Genomic DNA, 16,915 nt, shown 5'->3' with positions numbered 1-16,915 from the left:
AGTGTTTCACGTGAAACAACGCTTTGATGTCATCGTGATCGGCGGCGGCCATGCGGGCGCTGAGGCGGCGCATGCGGCGGCTCGGATGGGCGCCGAGGTGGCGCTCGTCACGCTCAAGGTCGCGGGTATCGGCGCGATGTCTTGCAATCCGGCCATCGGCGGGCTGGGCAAGGGCCATCTCGTCCGCGAAATCGACGCGTTGGATGGCGTGATGGGCCGCGTCGCGGATTACGCCGGCATCCAGTTCCGCCTGCTCAACAGGCGCAAGGGGCCGGCAGTGCAGGGCCCCCGCGCGCAATCCGATCGGGCGCGCTATGCGGAGGGGATTCAGCGGGAGCTTCAGGCGCGCGCGGGGCTGACGATCATCGAGGGCGAGGTGACGGACCTGATGGTCTCGGCCGGCGAAGTGGCCGGGGTCATCCTGGGGGACGGCAGCGAGATCTCTTGCAGGGCAGCGGTGCTGACCACCGGCACCTTCCTGCGCGGCGTCATTCACATCGGCGATGTGTCGCGCCCGGGCGGCCGCATGGGCGAGTCGCCCTCGCAGAAGCTGGCGGAGCGGCTCGATGCGCTCGACCTGCCGATGGGCCGCCTGAAGACGGGCACGCCCCCCCGGCTGGACGGGCGCACGATCAACTGGGAGGGGATGGAGATGCAACCGGGGGACGAGGTGCCGAGCCTCTTCTCCTTCCTCTCGGATGCGCCCGTCGCTCGCCAGGTGGCCTGCGGTATCACCCAGACAAACGAGCGGACGCATGAGATCATCCGCGACAACCTCACGCGTTCCGCCATGTATGGGGGCCACATCGCGGGGGTCGGGCCGCGCTATTGCCCTTCGATCGAGGACAAGGTCGTCCGTTTCGCCGAGAAGACCTCTCACCAGATTTTCCTTGAACCGGAAGGGCTTGAGAGCCATCAGGTCTATCCCAACGGCATCTCGACCTCTCTTCCGGCCGATGTGCAGGAGGCCTATGTGCATTCCATCGCCGGGCTGGAGCAGGCGATGATCCTGCAGCCCGGCTATGCCATCGAGTACGATTACGTCGATCCGCGTGCTCTTGACGCCGACTTGGGGCTGAAAGCGCTCCCGGGCCTCTATCTCGCCGGCCAGATCAACGGCACGACGGGCTACGAGGAGGCCGCGGCGCAAGGGCTGGTGGCGGGCCTGAACGCCGCGCGCCGCGCCACCGATGGGGCGCCGCTGCACTTCACGCGCTCGACCAGCTACATCGGCGTGATGATCGACGACCTGATCACCCATGGGGTGACAGAGCCCTACCGGATGTTCACCTCCCGCGCCGAGTTCCGCCTCTCGCTCCGCGCCGACAATGCCGACCAGCGGCTGACCCCGCTTGGCCGCAAGATCGGCTGCGTGGGCGACGGGCGGTGGAGCGCCTTTTCCACCAAGGCCGATGCGCTGGAGGCGGGCCGGTCCAGGCTGGAGGGCGTGTCGTTGACGGCGCGTGCCATCGCGGGGACCGGCGTCAACCTCAACCCCGAGCGCGAGAGCCGCTCGGCGCTGGAAATGCTGGCGCTGGCGGATGCGGACTTCCCGCAGCTCCTGCAGATTGCGCCCGAGCTGGCCGACATCCCCGAGCCGATCCAGGTTCAGCTGAAGCGCGATGCGCTCTACATGCACTACCTTGAGCGGCAGTCCCGCGACATCGCGGCGCTCCAACGCGACGAGGCGCTGACGATCCCGGCCGGGTTTGACTATGCGCCGATCGAGGGGCTTTCCAACGAGCTCAAGCTCAAGCTCCAGCGGGTTCGCCCTGTCTCCATCGCCCAGGCGGCGCGAATCGAGGGGATGACCCCGGCGGCCCTCCTTCTCCTGACCGCGCGATTGAAGCGCCAGGAGCAGGCGAAGATCGCGTGACCGGGCGGACGGAGCTGCTCCCGGGCCTCGATGTTTCACGTGAAACACGGGAGCGGCTGGAGGCCTTCGCGGCCGACCTCCTGAAATGGACGGCCCGGATCAACCTGATCGCCCCGGGCACGGCAGAGGATGTCTGGCACCGCCATATTCTTGATTCTGCACAGCTCTATTGCCTCGCGCCGGAGAGTTTCAGCCACTGGTCCGACCTTGGCGCCGGCGGCGGCCTCCCCGGTCTCGTGATCGCGGTGCTGGCGGCGGAACTCAATCCCACGGCACGCATCACCCTCGTCGAATCCGACCAACGGAAGGCGACCTTCCTGCGCCAGGCGGCTCGCGCCCTCTCGCTCACGCCCACGATCCACGCCGCACGGGTCGAGTCGCTCCCGCCGCTCGAGGCCGATGTCGTCTCCGCCCGCGCCCTCAAGCCTCTCGCGGAACTCCTGCCGCTCGTCACCCGCCACCTGTCGCCGACCGGCCGCGCGATCCTGCCGAAGGGACGCCGCGCGGAGGAAGAGCTGGCCGCCGCGCCCGGATGGCACTTTGATCTCACCCGAAGCCAAAGTAAGACGGATCCCGACGCGACCCTCCTGACCCTCGAAAGGATCACCCGTGGCTGAGCCCGGCGCCCGCATCATCGCCATCGCCAACCAGAAGGGCGGCGTCGGCAAGACGACGACGGCGATCAACCTCGGCGCGGGCCTTGCCGAGCACGGGCTAAAGGTGCTCCTCGTCGACCTCGACCCCCAGGGCAACGCCTCCACCGGCCTCGGTATCGAGCGCGACGACCGGCCCGTCACCACCTACGATTTGCTGGCTGGAGACGCCGATCTCGCCGCCGCCACCCGCCCGACGAGCTTCGCGAATCTCTCGATCGTTCCGGCGACAACGGACCTCTCCTCCGCCGATATCGACCTGATAAACAATGAAAAACGGATGCGCCTGTTGCGCGGGGCCCTCCGCACTGACTCGCCCTACGACATCATCCTGATCGATTGCCCTCCCGCGCTCAGCCTTCTCACCCTCAACGCCCTCGTCGCGGCCGACGCGCTGCTCGTGCCCCTGCAGGCGGAATTCTACGCCCTTGAGGGCCTCTCCCAGCTCATGCTGACGGTCCGCGAGCTCCGCGCCGGGCCGAACCCGGACCTCCGCATCGCCGGCGTCGTCCTCACCATGGTCGACCGCCGCAACAACCTTGCGAGCCAGGTCGAGGAGGACGCGCGGGAGAACCTCGGAGACCTTGTCTTCGACACCGTCATCCCGCGCAACGTCCGCCTCTCCGAGGCGCCGTCCTTCGCGCGCCCCGTGCTCGATTACGACACCAATTCGACGGGCGCCTTCGCCTACCGCGCCCTTGCCGCCGAACTGATCGCCCGCAACGCGGGGAAGGAGGGCTGATGGCCGACAAATCCGATAGCGCTCCGAAGCCGAAGACCCGCGGGCTCGGCCGCGGCCTCTCCGCCCTCATGGCCGATGTCACCCCGGCGACGCCCGAGGCGCCGAAGCGCCCCGACACACATCTGCCGATCGAGCGCATCCGCCCCAATCCCGATCAGCCGCGCCGCCATTTCGACGAGGCCGAGCTCAAGGAGCTCGCCGATTCCGTCACCCGTCGCGGCGTGATCCAGCCGATCATCGTTCGCCCCGATCCGACCCATCCGGGAGATTACCAGATCGTCGCCGGCGAGCGCCGCTGGCGCGCCTCGCAGCTCGCCCGGCTGCACGAGATGCCCGTGCTGATCCGCGATTATTCGGAAACCGATGTTCTCGAGATCGCCATCATCGAGAACATCCAGCGCGCCAATCTCAACCCCGTCGACGAGGCTGCCGGCTACCGCGCCCTGATGGACCGCTTCGGCCATACGCAGGAGCAGCTGGCGACGGCTTTAGGCAAATCGCGCCCCTATATCGCCAATCTCCTCCGCCTCCTGGCGCTGCCGGATGATGTGCAGGGCTACCTGACCGACGGCTCGCTCAGCGCCGGCCACGGCCGCTGCCTGGTCGGGCATCCCGAGGCCTCGGCCCTCGCCAAGCGCATTCTGCAGGGCGGCCTCTCGGTCCGCGCCACGGAAAAGCTGGTGAAGCAGGGCCTCAGCCCCAAGCCGCGCCAGCCGCGCCCGAGCGCCGAGAAGGATGCCGACACGCGGGCGCTTGAGGCCGAACTTGCGGCGCAGCTCAAGATGGGCGTCAGCATTACCCACAAGCCGGGCGGCGAGGGCGGCACCTTGGCGCTCCACTACCGCGATCTCGACCAGCTCGACGATCTGCTGCGTGCCCTCGGCGGCTAGGCGAGAAGCTTCCGCAGCACAGCATTCAGCACCGGCCGCCCCTCCGGCGTGGCACGCAGCCGCTCGCCCGCCTCCAGCATGCCGATGTCAACCAAGCCGTTGATTTTAGGATGTAAATCCCCGCCTCCGAGCGCCTCCGCCCGCCGCCACTCGACGCCCTCGTACAGCCGCAGCCCCATCATCAGAAGCTCCTCCAGCCGCTCCCGGCCCCCGAGCGCCTCGCGAGACGCCTCCCCGCGCCCGGCCTCCGCAGCGGCGAGCCAAGCCCCCGGCTGCAGCGCCGTCTCCGTCGCCCAGCGCGTGCCATCCAGCGTCAGCCGCCCATGCGCCCCGGGCCCGACACCGACCCAGTCGCCGCTCCGCCAGTAAATGAGGTTGTGCCGGCTCTCCGCCCCCGGCCCGGCGTGGTTCGACACCTCATAGGCCGCCATCCCGGCCGCCGCCGTCAGCGCCTGGGTGACATCCCACATCTCGTCCGCCGCGTCCTCTCCGGGGAGCCCGCGCAGCTTGCCCGCCCGCGCCCGCGCCCCGAAGGCCGTCCCGTCCTCGATGGTCAGCTGGTAGAGCGACAGGTGGTCGACGGCGAGCTCCAGCGCCCGGCCGAGCTCCGCCTCCCAGGCCGCCACATCCTGCCCCTGCCGCGCATAGATGAGATCGAAGGAGACCCGCCCGAACAGCTCCCGCGCCATCGCGAAAGCTTCCATCGCCTCGGCAGCCGAATGCAGCCGCCCCAGCGCCTTCAGATCCGCATCGTTCAACGCCTGCACGCCCATCGACAGGCGGTTCACCCCCGCCGCCCGATAGCCCTCGAACCGCGCCGCCTCGGCGGAGGTCGGGTTCGCCTCCAGCGTCACCTCGATGTCATTGGCGAAGTCCCATTGCCCGCGCGCCGCCTCGATCACCCGCGCCACGACCTCGGGCTGCATCAGGCTCGGCGTGCCGCCACCGAAGAAGATCGAGCCGAACACCCGCCGGCCCGTCTCCGCGCCGTAGCGGGCGATCTCCGCCTCGAAGGCATCGGCCCAGCGCCCCTGGTCGACGGCGCTCACCACATGGGAATTGAAGTCGCAATAAGGGCATTTCGCCTGGCAGAACGGCCAGTGCACATAGAGCCCGAAACCGCCCTCAGGCCCCAAAGCAGCCCTCCACCAGCGCCTTCACCGCCTTCGCCCGATGCGAGATGCGGTTCTTCTCCGCCGGGTCCATCTCGCCGAAGGTCATCTCATGGCCCTCCGGCTGGAAGATAGGGTCATAGCCATGACCTTCGGCGCCGCGCATCGGCCAGACGAGGCGCCCTGGCATCCTTCCCTCGAAGACCTCCTCATGGCCGTCCGGCCAGGCCAGCACCAGCGTGCAGCAGAAGGCCGCACGCCTCGGCTCCGGCGCGCCGATCCGCTCCAGCTCCTCCCAGGTCCGCGTCATCGCCTGCACGAAGTCGCGGCCCCCCGGCGTCTCCGCCCAATCGGCGGTGTGCACGCCCGGCGCGCCGCCGAGCGCCTCGACTTCGATCCCGGAATCGTCCGCCAGCGCCGGCAACCCCGTCGCCGCCACCGCGGCTCGCGCCTTGATGCGAGCATTGCCGACGAAACTCTCCTCACTCTCCTCGGGCTCCGGGAGCCCGTGATCGGCGTTGGAGCTCACCTCCACCCCGAACGGCGCCAGCAGCGCCCGCATCTCGGCCAGCTTGCCGGCGTTATGCGTGGCGATCAGCAGCCGCTCGCCCTCAAATCTACGCATTCTCCACCGCCGCGAGCTGCGCCTTCATCAAATCACCACAGCCCTTCTCGGCGAGGTCCAAGAGCTCGCCCATCTGCGCCCGCGTGAAGGTCGACCCCTCGGCGCTCATCTGCACCTCCACCAGCTTCTCGCCGCAGAGGATGAAATTGCCATCGACCCCCGCCTCGGAATCCTCCGGGTAGTCGAGGTCGAGCACCGGCTGGCCGGCGTAGATCCCGCAGCTCACCGCGCTCACCGGCACCTCCAGCGGATCGGCCGTCACCAGCCCCGCCTTCATCAGCTTGTTCACCGCCAGCCGCAGCGCCACCCAGCCGCCGGTGATCGAGGCGCAGCGCGTCCCGCCATCGGCCTGGATCACGTCGCAATCCACCACGATCTGCCGCTCGCCCAGGGCCACCCGGTCGACCCCGGCGCGGAGCGACCGGCCGATCAGCCGCTGGATCTCCTGCGTGCGCCCGCCCTGCGAGGTCTTCGCCTCGCGCCGCATCCGCGTGTTCGTCGCGCGTGGGAGCATGCCGTATTCCGCCGTGACCCAGCCGAGCCCGGACCCCTTGAGGAACGGCGGCGCCTTCTCCTCCAGCGTCGCGGTGCAGATCACCTGCGTCCGCCCCACCTTGATGAGGCAGGAGCCCTCCGCATGCGCATTCACCCCCGTCTCGATGGAAATGTCCCTCAATTCGTCGTTCGCACGGCCGGACGGACGCATGGCTCTCTCCTCTTTGTTCAGCCGGCGGGATACGCTCCGCCTGCCCGAAAACCAACCCTCATTGACGCCGCCGCAGCCTCGGGCTTAATGTCCCCGGTCCCGCCCCGGCCCCCGGCAAGAGAGCCCATGCAGGAAACGAGCCCGAATATTCAGGATCTCTCCGACCGCTCGCGCGAAGTCTTTCGCCGCGTGGTGGAGGCCTATCTCGAGACCGGCGCCCCCGTCGGCTCGCGCTCGCTGACCCGCGCGATGAGCGAGCCGGTGAGCGCGGCCACGATCCGCAACACCATGCAGGATCTCGAATATCTCGGCCTTCTCGGCTCGCCCCATGTCTCCGCCGGCCGGATGCCGACCGAGGCGGGGCTCCGCCTCTTCGTCGACGGGCTCCTCGAGGTCTCCGACCTCGCGGGGGAGGAACGCGAGCTCCTCGACGGCGCGGCGGCCACCGAATCCGAGGTGCCGGCGCTCCTTGACCGTGTGGGCGCGGCGCTCTCCGGCCTCACGCGCGGCGCCTCGCTGGTGCTGGCGCCGAAGCACGAGGCGCCGATCCGCCATGTGGAGTTCCTCTCGCTCGCGCCCGACCGGGCGCTGGTGGTCATCGTCTTCGCCGATGGCCATGTCGAGAACCGGCTCTTCACCCCGCCCCCCGGCCAGACGGCGGCGTCGCTCCGCGAGGCGGCGAATTTCGTCTCCGCCATCGCCGAGGGGCGCGGCCTTTCCGAACTCCGCACGGTCATGACCCGCGAGATCGCCAACCGGAGGCAGGAGATCGATTCGCTCGCCGCCAGCCTCGTCGAATCCGGCCTCGCCTCCTGGGCGGTCGCCGATGGCGAGCCCGACCGGCTGATCGTGCGCGGCCGCGGCAACCTGCTAGGCGGCGACGGCACCGAGGCCGATCTGGAGCGCATCCGCCTGCTCTTCGACGATCTCGAACGCAAGCGCGACATTGCCTCGTTTCTGGAGCTTGCCGAGGGCGGCGAGGGGGTACGGATCTTCATCGGCTCCGAAAACAAGCTCTTTTCACTTTCGGGTAGCTCTCTGGTGGTTTCTCCCTATATGAACGCCGACCGAAAGATCATCGGTGCCGTCGGCATCATCGGCCCGACGCGGCTCAACTACGGCCGCATCGTGCCCATCGTCGATTATACGGCCCAGCTCGTCGGACGCCTGCTGTCCGGCCGGACCTGAGGAAACCAAGAGGACGACATGTCGAGCAAGAACCCCGAGCCGCAAAGCCTCGACGATCTGGCTGCGGAGGCCGAGGCCATCGAGGCCGAACAGGCCGAGATCGACGCGGCCCGCGCCGAAGGCGAACAGGCAAGCCCCGATTTCGAGGCGGTGATCGCCGAGCGCGACGCCTACAAGGACCGCTTCGTCCGGGCCCTCGCCGATGCCGAGAACGCCCGCAAGCGCGCCGACCGCTCGCGACGCGAGGGCGAGGCCTATGGCGCCTCCCGCCTCGCCGGCGACCTGCTGCCGATCTACGACAACCTCTCCCGCGCCCTCGACGCGGTGGGAGAGGAGCTGAAGAAGGACCATGCGCCCTTGGTGGAAGGCATCGAGCTGACCATGCGGGCGCTGCTCGACACCTTCTCCAAGCACGGCATCGTGCAGATCATCCCCGAAGTCGGCGAGCGCTTCGACCCCAAGATGCACGAGGCCATGTTCGAGGCCCCGGTGCCCGGCACCAAGGCCGGCGACATCATCCAGGTGATGGCGAGCGGCTTCACGCTGCAAGGCCGGCTCCTCCGCGCCGCGCAGGTGGGTGTGTCCTCGACCCCGGCGAACTGAGCCTGGCGGAGAGGCCGGGGGGCCAGCCCCCCGGACCCCCCTCGAGGTATTTATGGCCAGATGAAAGGGGGAGGGGCGTCTCGGCGCCCTCCCTCCCTTCTTGCCCGTGGGACGAGCCGCGGGCCGGCCCGTAGGCCGGGCTTCAGCCCGGCCCCTCCGGCCCCTCTAAAGCAACCCCTTCAACCGATAGACCAGCTCCAACGCCTCGCGCGGGCTGAGCTCGTCCGGCAGCACCTCCTTTAGCGCCGCCTCCACCTCGGAGACTTTCGCCACAGGCTTGGGCGCCGGAGCATGGGCGGCGGCAAACAAGGGCAGGTCGTCGATCAGCGCGGCCGAGGCGCCGCCCTCGCGCTCGCCCTCCTCGAGCGCCTGCAGCACCTCCCGCGCCCGCGCCACCGCCGCCTCGGGCAGGCCGGCCAGCCTGGCCACCTGCACGCCGTAGGAGCTTTCCGCCGCGCCTTCCCGCACCTCGTGCAGGAAGATCACGTCGCCCTCCCATTCGCGCACCGCGACATGGGCGTTCTCCACCCCGCTGAGCCGCTGCGCCAGCGCGGCAAGCTCATGATAATGCGTCGCAAAGATCGCCCGGCAGCGGTTGACGGCCTGGAGGTGCTCCAAGACAGCCCAGGCGATCGACAGCCCGTCCCAGGTCGCCGTGCCCCGGCCGATTTCGTCGAGGATCACCAGCGCCCGGTCATCCGCCTGATGGAGGATCGCCGCCGTCTCCACCATCTCGACCATGAAGGTCGAGCGGCCGCGCGCGAGGTCGTCGGAGGCCCCCACGCGCGAGAATATCTGCGAGACCAGCCCGATCCGCGCCGCCTCCGCCGGCACCCAGGCGCCGATCTGCGCGAGGATGGCGATGAGGGCGTTCTGGCGGAGGAAGGTCGACTTGCCGGCCATGTTCGGCCCGGTCAGCAGCCAGATGGCGCTGTCCGACAGCCCGCAATCGTTCGCCACGAAGGGCTTGCCCTCGCGCCGCAGCGCCTCGGCCACCACCGGGTGGCGGCCGGCGGTGATCTCGAAGGCGCGGCTGTCTTCCAGCACCGGGCGCGCCCAGTCCTCGGCCGCCGCCAGCTCGGCGAGCCCGGCGGCGAGGTCGATCTCCGCCAGCGCTCTCGCGAGGGCGCCGAGCGGGCCGGCCTCGGCGAGGATGGCGCCGGTCAGCTCGGAGAAGATCCGCTTCTCGATCTCCAGCGCCCGGGCGCCGGCGTTGAGGATGCGGCTCTCCAGCTCGTTCAGCTCCAGCGTCGTGAACCGCACCTGGCTGGCGGTGGTCTGGCGGTGGATGAAGGTCTCGGGCAGGGCGCGGAGCTTGGCCTCATGCGTGGCCGTGACCTCGATGAAATAGCCCAAGACGTTGTTATGCTTGATCTTCAGCGAGCCGACGCCCGAGAGCTCGACATAGCGCGCCTGCATCCCGGCGATGACACCGCGCCCCTCGTCGCGGAGCGTCCGGGCCTCGTCGAGCTCCGCATCATGGCCGGCCGCGACGAAGCCGCCGTCCCGCGCCAGGAGGGGCGGCTCGGCGACCAGCGCGGCGTCCAGCAGCTCCGTCAGGTCCTCGAGCCCCGTCAGCGCGCCCGCCGCCTCCCCCAGCAGCTCCGGCAGGGTTTCGGGAGCCAGCCGCTCGGCCAGCCGCCCGGCCTCTGCCACCGAATCGCGGATGGCGGCCATGTCGCGGGGGCCGGCGCGGCCGAGGGCGAGGCGGGAGAGCGCGCGGTCGACGTCATGCACCGCGCGGAGCTGGCTCCGGAGGTCACGGCGGAGCGCGCCGCCCTCCACCAGCGCCGTCACCGCCGCCTGCCGGTCCCCGATCAGCGCGAGGTCGCAGGAGGGGGCGGCGAGCCGCCGCTCCAGCAGCCGCGCGCCGGCGGCCGTGACACTCCGGTCGATGCAGGCGAGGAGCGAGCCGGCCCGGCCGCCGCCCGCCGCATGGGTCAGCTCCAGCGAGCGCCGCGTCGCCGCGTCGATCTGCATCATGCTCCCGGCCCGCTCGCGCTGCGGCGGGCGGAGAAGCGGCATCTGCCCGCGCTGCGTCAGGTCGAGATACTCGGCCAGCGCCGCCATGGCGGAGACCTCGGCGCGGGTGAAGGCCCCGAAGCCCTCCAGCGAGCCGACGTTCCACAGCCCCGCGAGCCGCCGCTCGCCGGCAGTGGAATCGAAGGTGCCGCGGTGAACGGGGGTCAGCGCCGCCCCCGCCTCCGCCACCAAAGCGGCATAGGGCGCCTCCGCCCCCTCGGCCATCAGCACCTCGCGGGGGCCGAGCCGGGCGAGCTCCGGCGCGAGCCGCGAGGCAGGGCAGGTGGTGACCCAGAAGCCGCCCGTCGACATGTCGACCCAGGCGAGCGCTCCCTCGTCGCGGATCTCGGCGTAAGCGGCGAGGAAGTTGTGGCGGCGCGCATCGAGCAGCGCCTCTTCCGAGAGCGTCCCCGGCGTGACCAGCCGAACCACGTCGCGTTTCACGACCGCCTTGTAGCCGCGCTTCTTGGCCTCCGCCGGGTCCTCCATCTGCTCGGCGATGGCGACGCGGAAGCCCTTGCGGATGAGCTGGAGGAGGTAGCCCTCGGCGGCATGGACGGGCACGCCGCACATCGGGATGTCCTCGCCCAGATGCTTGCCGCGTTTGGTCAGCGCGATGTCGAGCGCCTCCGCCGCGGCGAGGGCGTCGTCGAAGAACATCTCGTAGAAATCGCCCATCCGGTAGAAGAGGAGCGCGCCGGGCTGGCTCTCCTTGATCTCCAGATATTGCGCCATCATCGGCGTGGCGCCGTCCGCGGCCATGCCTGCCCCCTCGTGGTTGAGGCGGCAGACTAGGGCGGGGGCGGCCCGGGCGAAAGGGGGTGGGCGAAAGGGGGGCCGGGCTGAAGCCCGGCCTACTTGGCCTTCGCCTTGCCCGCCGCGAGCGCCTGGCCGAGGGCGGCGAAATGCTGCGCGGTGTCGGGCCCCTTCCTCGCGAAGAACGCCTCGAGCGGCTGGTGCGTGGCGATGGCGGCGTCGATCTCGGGGTCGGAGCCCTTGGCATAGAGCCCCGCCTGGATCATCAGCTCCGCCCGGTCATAGGCGCCGAGCCGGGCGCGGGCCTCGCCGATCAGGAGGTTCTCGGCATCGCTTGCCGCATCCGGCAGCGAGCGCGAAACGGAGCGCAGCACGTCCACCGCCGGGAAGCGGCCGCGCTCGGCGATGGCCCGGTCGAGCACGACATGGCCGTCGAGTACGCCGCGGAGCATGTCGGCCACCGGCTCTTCCATGTCGGAGCCTGCGACGAGCACGGAATAGATGGCGGTGATGTCGCCCTCCTCCTCCACCCCCGGGCCGGCGCGTTCGCAGAGCGCCGCGATGGCGCCGCCGGTGGAGGGCGGAAAGCCGCGGAGCCCCGCCGATTCCCCCGACGAGACCGCGAGCTCCCGATGCGCCTCGGCGAAGCGGGTGACGCTGTCGAGGAGAAGGAGCACCTGGCAGCCCTCGGCGCGGAAGTGCTCGGCCACCGCCGTCGCCGCCAGCGCGCAGCGGCGGCGCACCTGCGGGGCGCGGTCGGAGGTGGCGGCGACGACGACCGAGCGCGCCATGCCCTCCGGCCCGAGCACCGCCTCGACGAAATGCCTGAGCTCCCGCCCGCGCTCGCCGACGAGGCCGATGACGACGACCTCCGCCTCGATGTTGCGGGCGAGCCCGGCGAGCAGCGTCGACTTGCCGACGCCGGAGCCGGCGAAAAGCCCGACGCGCTGGCCGCGCACCAGCGGCAGGAGCGTGTCGAAAAGCGCGAAGCCGGTCGCCATGCGGCTGCCGAGCGCCCGCCGTTCGGCCGGGGCGGGGGGCGCGGCGGCGAGCTTGCGCTCGGCGGTGCCGGGCAGAAGCGGCCGGCCGTCGAGCGGCCGGCCGTCCGGGTCCACCACCCGGCCGATCCAGGAATCGTCGGGCGCGAAGGAGGGCGGCGGGCAGAGCCGCACCGGGGTGCCGGTGCCGACGCCCTCCGTCGAGCCCTCCGCCAGCAGCAGCACCTCGCCGTTCGAGACGCGGATCACCTCCGCCGGGATGCCGGCGGGGATGCCGGGGCTCAGGATCTCCACCCGGTCGCCCAGCCGCGCCTTGTCGGCGAGCCCTCCCGCGATCAGCCGGCCGCCGGCGATCTCGGTGATGGCGCCGAGCGGCCGGGTCAGCCGGGCGCGGCCGACGGCGGCGGCCATGCGCCCGAAAAGGGGCGATTCGCCGGGGTGGACGGGATGGCGCGGCGGGCTCCTGCGGGGGGCGCCGGGGGCCGAGGGGCTGTCGAAGAGGCTGTTCGTCGGGGGTGGCATCGCGGGCTTCTCCTCGCTGGGTCTGGGTCTGGGGCTGGGTCCGGCTCCTGGTCCGGGGCAATTTCCGGGGTGGGACACACGCGACCTTAAGGAATCGCGCTTAATCAGCCGTTGAGCATGATCGAGGGAGAAGCCCCGATGTTTGACCAACTGACCGTTTTCCGCATGGCGGAATCGATGGCCCGCCACGCCGGGCAGCGCACGGCGCTCGCCGCGCGCAACCTCGCCAATGCCGATACGCCCGGCTACCGCGCCCAGGCGCTGCCGAGCTTCGCCGATCTGGCGGACGAAGGCGCGCTCAGCGAACCGGGGATGCGCACCACCCGCACCGGCCATATCGCCGGCAGCGGCGCCACGGCGCTCGCCCGCATCGAACGGGCGGAGGCGCAGACCTCGCCCAACGGCAATTCCGTCTCGATCGAGGAAGAGATGGTGCGCGCCGTCGATGCCGAGCGCGAGCATGGCCGCGCGCTGACCGTCTACCGCCATTCGATGCAGGTGCTGCGCACCGTCATCGGCAGCTGAGGAGGCGCCCGATGCCCGATTTCTCCGAAAGCCTCGCCGTCACCGCCTCGGCCATGCGCGCCCAGGCGATGCGCCTGCGCCTGACCTCCGAGAATGTCGCGAATGCCGACACGCCCGGCTACCACCGCAAGACGACCTCGTTCCGCGCCGAGGTCGAGGGCGGCCGCGCGACGGGCATGATCGAGACCGGCCCCGTCCGGCTCGACCAGTCGCCGCTCGCGGTCGAATACGACCCCGGCCACCCGCTCGCGGATGCCGACGGCAATGTCGAGGGGTCGAACGTCAACCTCCTGATGGAGGTGGCCGACGCCCGCGAGGCCAGCCGCTCGTACGAGGCCAATCTCAAGATGTTCGAACAGATCCGCTCGATGTCGAGCGAGCTGATGAACCTGCTGCGGCGCCGCTGACCGGCGCCCGGTGCCTGACCACCCACCCCCGAGGAAGAAGGAGGGACCAGAATGGAACTCTCAGCCGTTGCCCGCCAGTACGAGGCCGCCCGCTCGGCCGCCGAGCCGCAACCCGGCGGCGCCGCCGGGCTCGCCGGCACCGCCGCCGAGGATTTCGCCGCGACGCTCCGCGCGGGCGAGCAGATGGCCATCGGCACGATGACCGGCGGCGCCGACCCGCATGCGCTGGTGCAGGCGCTGGCGCAGACCGAGCTCGCCGTCGAGGCGGCGGTGGCCGTGCGCAACAAGGTGGTGGAGGCCTATCAGGAAATCCTCCGCATGCCGGTCTGAGGCCGGAACATGGACCCGTCGCTCTTCTACGACACGTTCCGCGCCGCCCTGCGCGTCGCCGTGGTGATCTCGCTGCCCATCCTCGTGGTGGCGCTGGTCACCGGGCTCGCCATCGGGCTCTTCCAGGCGCTGACCTCCGTGCAGGAGATGACGCTGACCTTCGTGCCCAAGCTCGCCGCCATCGTCGCGATCTTCTGGCTGAGCATGGGCTTCATGACCGAGACGCTGCGCAGCCTCTGGCTGGACACGCTCGTGCCGCTGATCGCCGCAACCTGAGGAGCCACCGGAATGGACAATGCCATCTACGCCGGGCTGACCCGGCAGGCGGGGCTGATGCACGAGATGCAGAGCATCGCCAACAACATCGCCAATTCCGCCACCACCGGCTACCGCGCCGAGGGGATGATCTTCTCGGAATTCGTGGCGCTGACCGGGCAGGGTGAGCCCTCGCTGTCGATGGGGCTCGGCGATGTCCGCCGGCTGTCGGTCGCCCAGGGCGCGCTCACCCAGACGGGCGGCGCCTTCGACCTCGCCGTCGAGGGGCCGGGCTATTTCGTCGTCGCGACGCCGCAGGGCGAGCGGCTGACCCGCGCCGGTGCCTTCAGCCCCAGCGCCAACGGCGATCTGGTGACGCCCGAGGGCTATGGTGTGCTCGATGCCGGCGGCGCCCCGGTCTTCGTGCCGCAGGGCGCGGGGCCGGTGGCCATCGCCGCCGACGGCACGATCTCGGCCGGCGGGCAGCCCATAGGCCAGATCGGCCTCGTCCGCCCGCTCGACCCCGGCGCCATGCAGCGCAGCGACGGCGTGCTCTTCGAGGCCGCCGCCGGGTGGGAGCCGGAGCCCGAGGGCCGCATGGTCCAGGGCTTCCTCGAGCAGAGCAACGTCAACCCGCTCCTTGAAGTGGCGCGGATGATCGAGGTGCAGCGCGCCTACGAGCTGGGCCAGGGCCTCGCCGAGCGCGAGGACCAGCGCATCCGCGACACCATCGAAACCGTCAGAAGCTAGGAGAGAGCCATGCGCGCCCTTCAGATCGCCGCCGCCGGCATGTCGGCCCAGCAGACCCGCGTCGAGGTGATCTCGAACAACCTCGCGAACATGTCGACCACCGGCTACAAGCCACGCCGCGCCGAATTCGCCGACCTGCATTACCAGCAGGTCGCCCGGCCCGGCACGATCTCCTCCGCCGACGGCACGGTGCTGCCGACCGGGGTGCAGCTCGGGCTCGGCGTGCGCGCGTCATCCGTCGCGCAGATCCTCGGGCAGGGGGTGCTTTCCGCCACCGGCGGCGATCTCGACGTCGCCATCGAGGGCGATGGCTACCTCGAGGTGACGCTGCCCGACGGCCGCGCCGCCTATACCCGCGACGGCGCGCTGAAGATGACAGGCGACGGGCTCATCGTCACCTCCGACGGCTTCCCCGTCGCGCCCGACATCACCGTGCCCGCCGATGCGCGCTCGCTCTCCATCAATGCCGATGGCGAGGTCTATGCCTATTTCGGCGACCGGGTGAATGCGCAGCTCATCGGCCAGTTCACCCTCACCGGCTTTTCCAACCCGCGGGGGCTGGAGGCCATGGGCTCCAACCTCTTCACCGAGACGGAGGCCTCGGGCCCGCCGCTCGGCGGCACCCCGGGGGACGAGGGGCTGGGCGTCCTCCGCCAGGGCTATCTGGAGGACAGCGCCGTAGATGCCGTCCGCGAGGTGACCGACCTGATCGAGGCGCAGCGCGGCTACGAACTCAACTCCAAGGTCATCTCCGCCGCCGACCAGATGCTCGGCGCCATGGTGCAGGTGCGCTGATGCGGGGGCTGGCTCTTCTGGCGGCGCTCGCCGCCCCGCCGGCCGCGGCCGACATCATGGTGGCCGCGCGCACCATGCCGGCGCAGACGCTGCTCGGCCCCGGCGATGTCACCGCCGCCGAGGGCGAGATGCCGGGCGTCGCCGCGACGCCGGGCGAGGTCGTCGGCCTCGAGAGCCGCGTCGCGCTCTATGCCGGCCGGCCGATCCGGCTCGCCGATCTCGGCCCGCCGGCCATCGTCGAGCGCAACCAGATCCTGCCCCTGATCTACAACGCCTCGGGCCTGCGGATCGAGACGGAGGGGCGCGCGCTCGACCGCGCCGGCGTGGGGGAGAGCATCCGCGTGATGAACACCTCCTCCCGCAACACCGTCACGGCGCTGATCGGGGCCGATGGTGCCGCCTATGTCGCCGCCCAGGAGGTGCTCCAGTGAAGATCCTTCCCCTTGCCGCTGCCGCCCTTGCGCTCTCCGCCTGCGAGCGGATGAGCGAGGTCGGCCAGCCGCCGCCCATGACCCCCGTCGCCTTCAGCGACGAGCACATGGCGATGATGCAGCCCGGCCTGCCCATCGAGATGCAGCCCGTCCTCGGCCCGGAAACTCTGACCGCCGCCTCGCTCTGGACGGGCGAGCGCGGCTCGCTTCTCGGCGACCGGCGGGCGATGACCCGCGGCGACATCCTGACGGTGGTGATCGAGATCGACGATTCGGCGAGCTTCAACAACGCCTCCGGCCGCTCCCGCTCCGGCAGCCAGGATCTGGCGATCGACGAGTTCTTCGCGCTGCCGCAGTTCATCGACAACAACGGCGGGCCGAACATGTCGCCGGCCGTCGGGCTTTCCTCCTCCTCCGCCTTCGCGGGGGACGGTTCGGTGACCCGCACCGAGCAGCTCACCCTGCGGGTGGCGGCGACGGTCACGGAGGTGCTGCCGAACGGCGTTCTGCAGATCCAGGGCCGGCAGGAGGTGCGGGTCAACAACGAGATCCGCGAGCTTCTGGTCGACGGCTATGTCCGCCCGGCCGACATCACCCGGCAGAACGAGATCACCTACGACAAGATCGCCGCGGCCCGGATCTCCTACGGGGGGCGGGGGATGATCTCCGACGTGCAGCGGCCGCGCTGGGCGGCCGAGGCGACCGAGCTGATGCTGCCGTTCTGAAGAG

Annotated in this window: 19 protein-coding genes; 14 read left to right on the top strand and 5 right to left on the bottom strand. The window is 70.6% G+C overall.

Annotated elements, in window-relative coordinates:
- Nucleotide 1: 1 nt before the first annotated feature.
- From mnmG to ACAZ03_RS00295, 4 genes are read left to right on the top strand one after another with little or no spacing between them, the layout of a single operon-like run.
- Nucleotides 2-1,876, top strand: coding sequence for a tRNA uridine-5-carboxymethylaminomethyl(34) synthesis enzyme MnmG (gene mnmG / locus ACAZ03_RS00310; RefSeq protein WP_373355339.1), 1,875 nt, complete (start codon nucleotides 2-4; stop codon nucleotides 1,874-1,876).
- The gene (rsmG, locus tag ACAZ03_RS00305) at nucleotides 1,873-2,493 is read left to right on the top strand and encodes a 16S rRNA (guanine(527)-N(7))-methyltransferase RsmG (RefSeq protein ID WP_373355338.1); all 621 of its coding nucleotides are present in this window, start codon (nucleotides 1,873-1,875) and stop codon (nucleotides 2,491-2,493) included. The genes mnmG and rsmG overlap by 4 nt, the downstream gene beginning before the upstream one ends.
- Entirely contained in the window at nucleotides 2,486-3,271 is a 786-nt protein-coding gene (locus tag ACAZ03_RS00300; RefSeq protein ID WP_373355337.1) for a ParA family protein, read from the top strand. Before rsmG ends, ACAZ03_RS00300 begins: the two co-directional genes overlap by 8 nt.
- Complete coding sequence (locus tag ACAZ03_RS00295) at nucleotides 3,271-4,161, top strand: ParB/RepB/Spo0J family partition protein (protein WP_373355336.1); 891 nt, start codon at nucleotides 3,271-3,273, stop codon at nucleotides 4,159-4,161. The genes ACAZ03_RS00300 and ACAZ03_RS00295 overlap by 1 nt, the downstream gene beginning before the upstream one ends.
- Here ACAZ03_RS00295 and hemW read toward each other — a convergent pair.
- Genes hemW through rph form a run of 3 tightly spaced genes read right to left on the bottom strand, consistent with a single transcriptional unit; the run spans nucleotide 4,158 to nucleotide 6,604 of the window.
- Nucleotides 4,158-5,297, bottom strand: a complete 1,140-nt coding sequence (hemW, locus tag ACAZ03_RS00290; protein ID WP_373355335.1) for a radical SAM family heme chaperone HemW — start codon at nucleotides 5,295-5,297, stop codon at nucleotides 4,158-4,160. The genes ACAZ03_RS00295 and hemW overlap by 4 nt on opposite strands.
- A complete protein-coding gene (gene rdgB, locus ACAZ03_RS00285) occupies nucleotides 5,287-5,898 on the bottom strand; it encodes an RdgB/HAM1 family non-canonical purine NTP pyrophosphatase (RefSeq protein ID WP_373355334.1) in 612 nt (203 codons plus the stop codon). Before rdgB ends, hemW begins: the two co-directional genes overlap by 11 nt.
- Nucleotides 5,891-6,604, bottom strand: coding sequence for a ribonuclease PH (rph, locus tag ACAZ03_RS00280; RefSeq protein ID WP_373355333.1), 714 nt, complete (start codon nucleotides 6,602-6,604; stop codon nucleotides 5,891-5,893). Before rph ends, rdgB begins: the two co-directional genes overlap by 8 nt.
- Nucleotides 6,605-6,730: 126 nt before the next feature.
- Here rph and hrcA point away from each other — a divergent pair, with 126 nt between their 5' ends.
- Together hrcA and ACAZ03_RS00270 are read left to right on the top strand one after the other, a co-directional pair.
- Nucleotides 6,731-7,792: a heat-inducible transcriptional repressor HrcA gene (gene hrcA / locus ACAZ03_RS00275; RefSeq protein WP_373355332.1), complete on the top strand. Its 1,062-nt coding sequence runs from the start codon at nucleotides 6,731-6,733 to the stop codon at nucleotides 7,790-7,792.
- A gap of 18 nt (nucleotides 7,793-7,810) precedes the next feature.
- Nucleotides 7,811-8,395 (top strand): nucleotide exchange factor GrpE, encoded by a 585-nt coding sequence (locus ACAZ03_RS00270; protein ID WP_373355331.1) that lies wholly within the window; start codon nucleotides 7,811-7,813, stop codon nucleotides 8,393-8,395.
- A 165-nt stretch (nucleotides 8,396-8,560) separates the two neighbouring features.
- Here ACAZ03_RS00270 and mutS read toward each other — a convergent pair whose 3' ends face one another.
- Together mutS and ACAZ03_RS00260 are read right to left on the bottom strand one after the other, a co-directional pair.
- A complete protein-coding gene (gene mutS, locus ACAZ03_RS00265; protein WP_373355330.1) occupies nucleotides 8,561-11,179 on the bottom strand; it encodes a DNA mismatch repair protein MutS in 2,619 nt (872 codons plus the stop codon).
- 92 nt (nucleotides 11,180-11,271) lie between these two features.
- Entirely contained in the window at nucleotides 11,272-12,582 is a 1,311-nt protein-coding gene (locus tag ACAZ03_RS00260; RefSeq protein WP_373357011.1) for a FliI/YscN family ATPase, read from the bottom strand.
- 249 nt (nucleotides 12,583-12,831) lie between these two features.
- On the opposite strand from ACAZ03_RS00260, the gene ACAZ03_RS00255 reads away from it, so the two are divergent.
- Genes ACAZ03_RS00255 through flgH form a run of 8 tightly spaced genes read left to right on the top strand, consistent with a single transcriptional unit; the run spans nucleotide 12,832 to nucleotide 16,911 of the window.
- The gene (locus ACAZ03_RS00255) at nucleotides 12,832-13,218 is read left to right on the top strand and encodes a FlgB family protein (protein WP_373355329.1); all 387 of its coding nucleotides are present in this window, start codon (nucleotides 12,832-12,834) and stop codon (nucleotides 13,216-13,218) included.
- Between the two features lie 11 nt (nucleotides 13,219-13,229).
- Nucleotides 13,230-13,625: a flagellar basal body rod protein FlgC gene (gene flgC, locus ACAZ03_RS00250; protein WP_373355328.1), complete on the top strand. Its 396-nt coding sequence runs from the start codon at nucleotides 13,230-13,232 to the stop codon at nucleotides 13,623-13,625.
- Between the two features lie 51 nt (nucleotides 13,626-13,676).
- Nucleotides 13,677-13,955, top strand: coding sequence for a flagellar hook-basal body complex protein FliE (fliE, locus tag ACAZ03_RS00245; protein ID WP_373355327.1), 279 nt, complete (start codon nucleotides 13,677-13,679; stop codon nucleotides 13,953-13,955).
- A gap of 9 nt (nucleotides 13,956-13,964) precedes the next feature.
- A complete protein-coding gene (locus tag ACAZ03_RS00240; RefSeq protein ID WP_373355326.1) occupies nucleotides 13,965-14,231 on the top strand; it encodes a flagellar biosynthetic protein FliQ in 267 nt (88 codons plus the stop codon).
- Nucleotides 14,232-14,243: 12 nt separating this feature from the next.
- Nucleotides 14,244-14,960 carry a flagellar hook-basal body complex protein gene (locus ACAZ03_RS00235; RefSeq protein ID WP_373355325.1) on the top strand — a complete coding sequence of 239 codons (717 nt, stop codon included), beginning with the start codon at nucleotides 14,244-14,246 and terminating at the stop codon, nucleotides 14,958-14,960.
- A 9-nt stretch (nucleotides 14,961-14,969) separates the two neighbouring features.
- The gene (gene flgG, locus ACAZ03_RS00230) at nucleotides 14,970-15,755 is read left to right on the top strand and encodes a flagellar basal-body rod protein FlgG (RefSeq protein WP_373355324.1); all 786 of its coding nucleotides are present in this window, start codon (nucleotides 14,970-14,972) and stop codon (nucleotides 15,753-15,755) included.
- On the top strand, nucleotides 15,755-16,186 hold the full coding sequence (gene flgA, locus ACAZ03_RS00225) for a flagellar basal body P-ring formation chaperone FlgA (RefSeq protein WP_373355323.1): 432 nt from the start codon (nucleotides 15,755-15,757) through the stop codon (nucleotides 16,184-16,186). Before flgG ends, flgA begins: the two co-directional genes overlap by 1 nt.
- 2 nt (nucleotides 16,187-16,188) lie before the next feature.
- On the top strand, nucleotides 16,189-16,911 hold the full coding sequence (gene flgH, locus ACAZ03_RS00220) for a flagellar basal body L-ring protein FlgH (RefSeq protein ID WP_373357010.1): 723 nt from the start codon (nucleotides 16,189-16,191) through the stop codon (nucleotides 16,909-16,911).
- Nucleotides 16,912-16,915 lie beyond the last annotated feature (4 nt).

The organism is Pseudoroseicyclus sp. CXY001, assembly GCF_041714655.1.
Taxonomy (GTDB): domain Bacteria; phylum Pseudomonadota; class Alphaproteobacteria; order Rhodobacterales; family Rhodobacteraceae; genus Pseudoroseicyclus_A.
The sequence above is the reverse complement of the archived record's forward strand: the minus strand, read 5'-3'. Positions and strand labels throughout refer to the sequence as shown.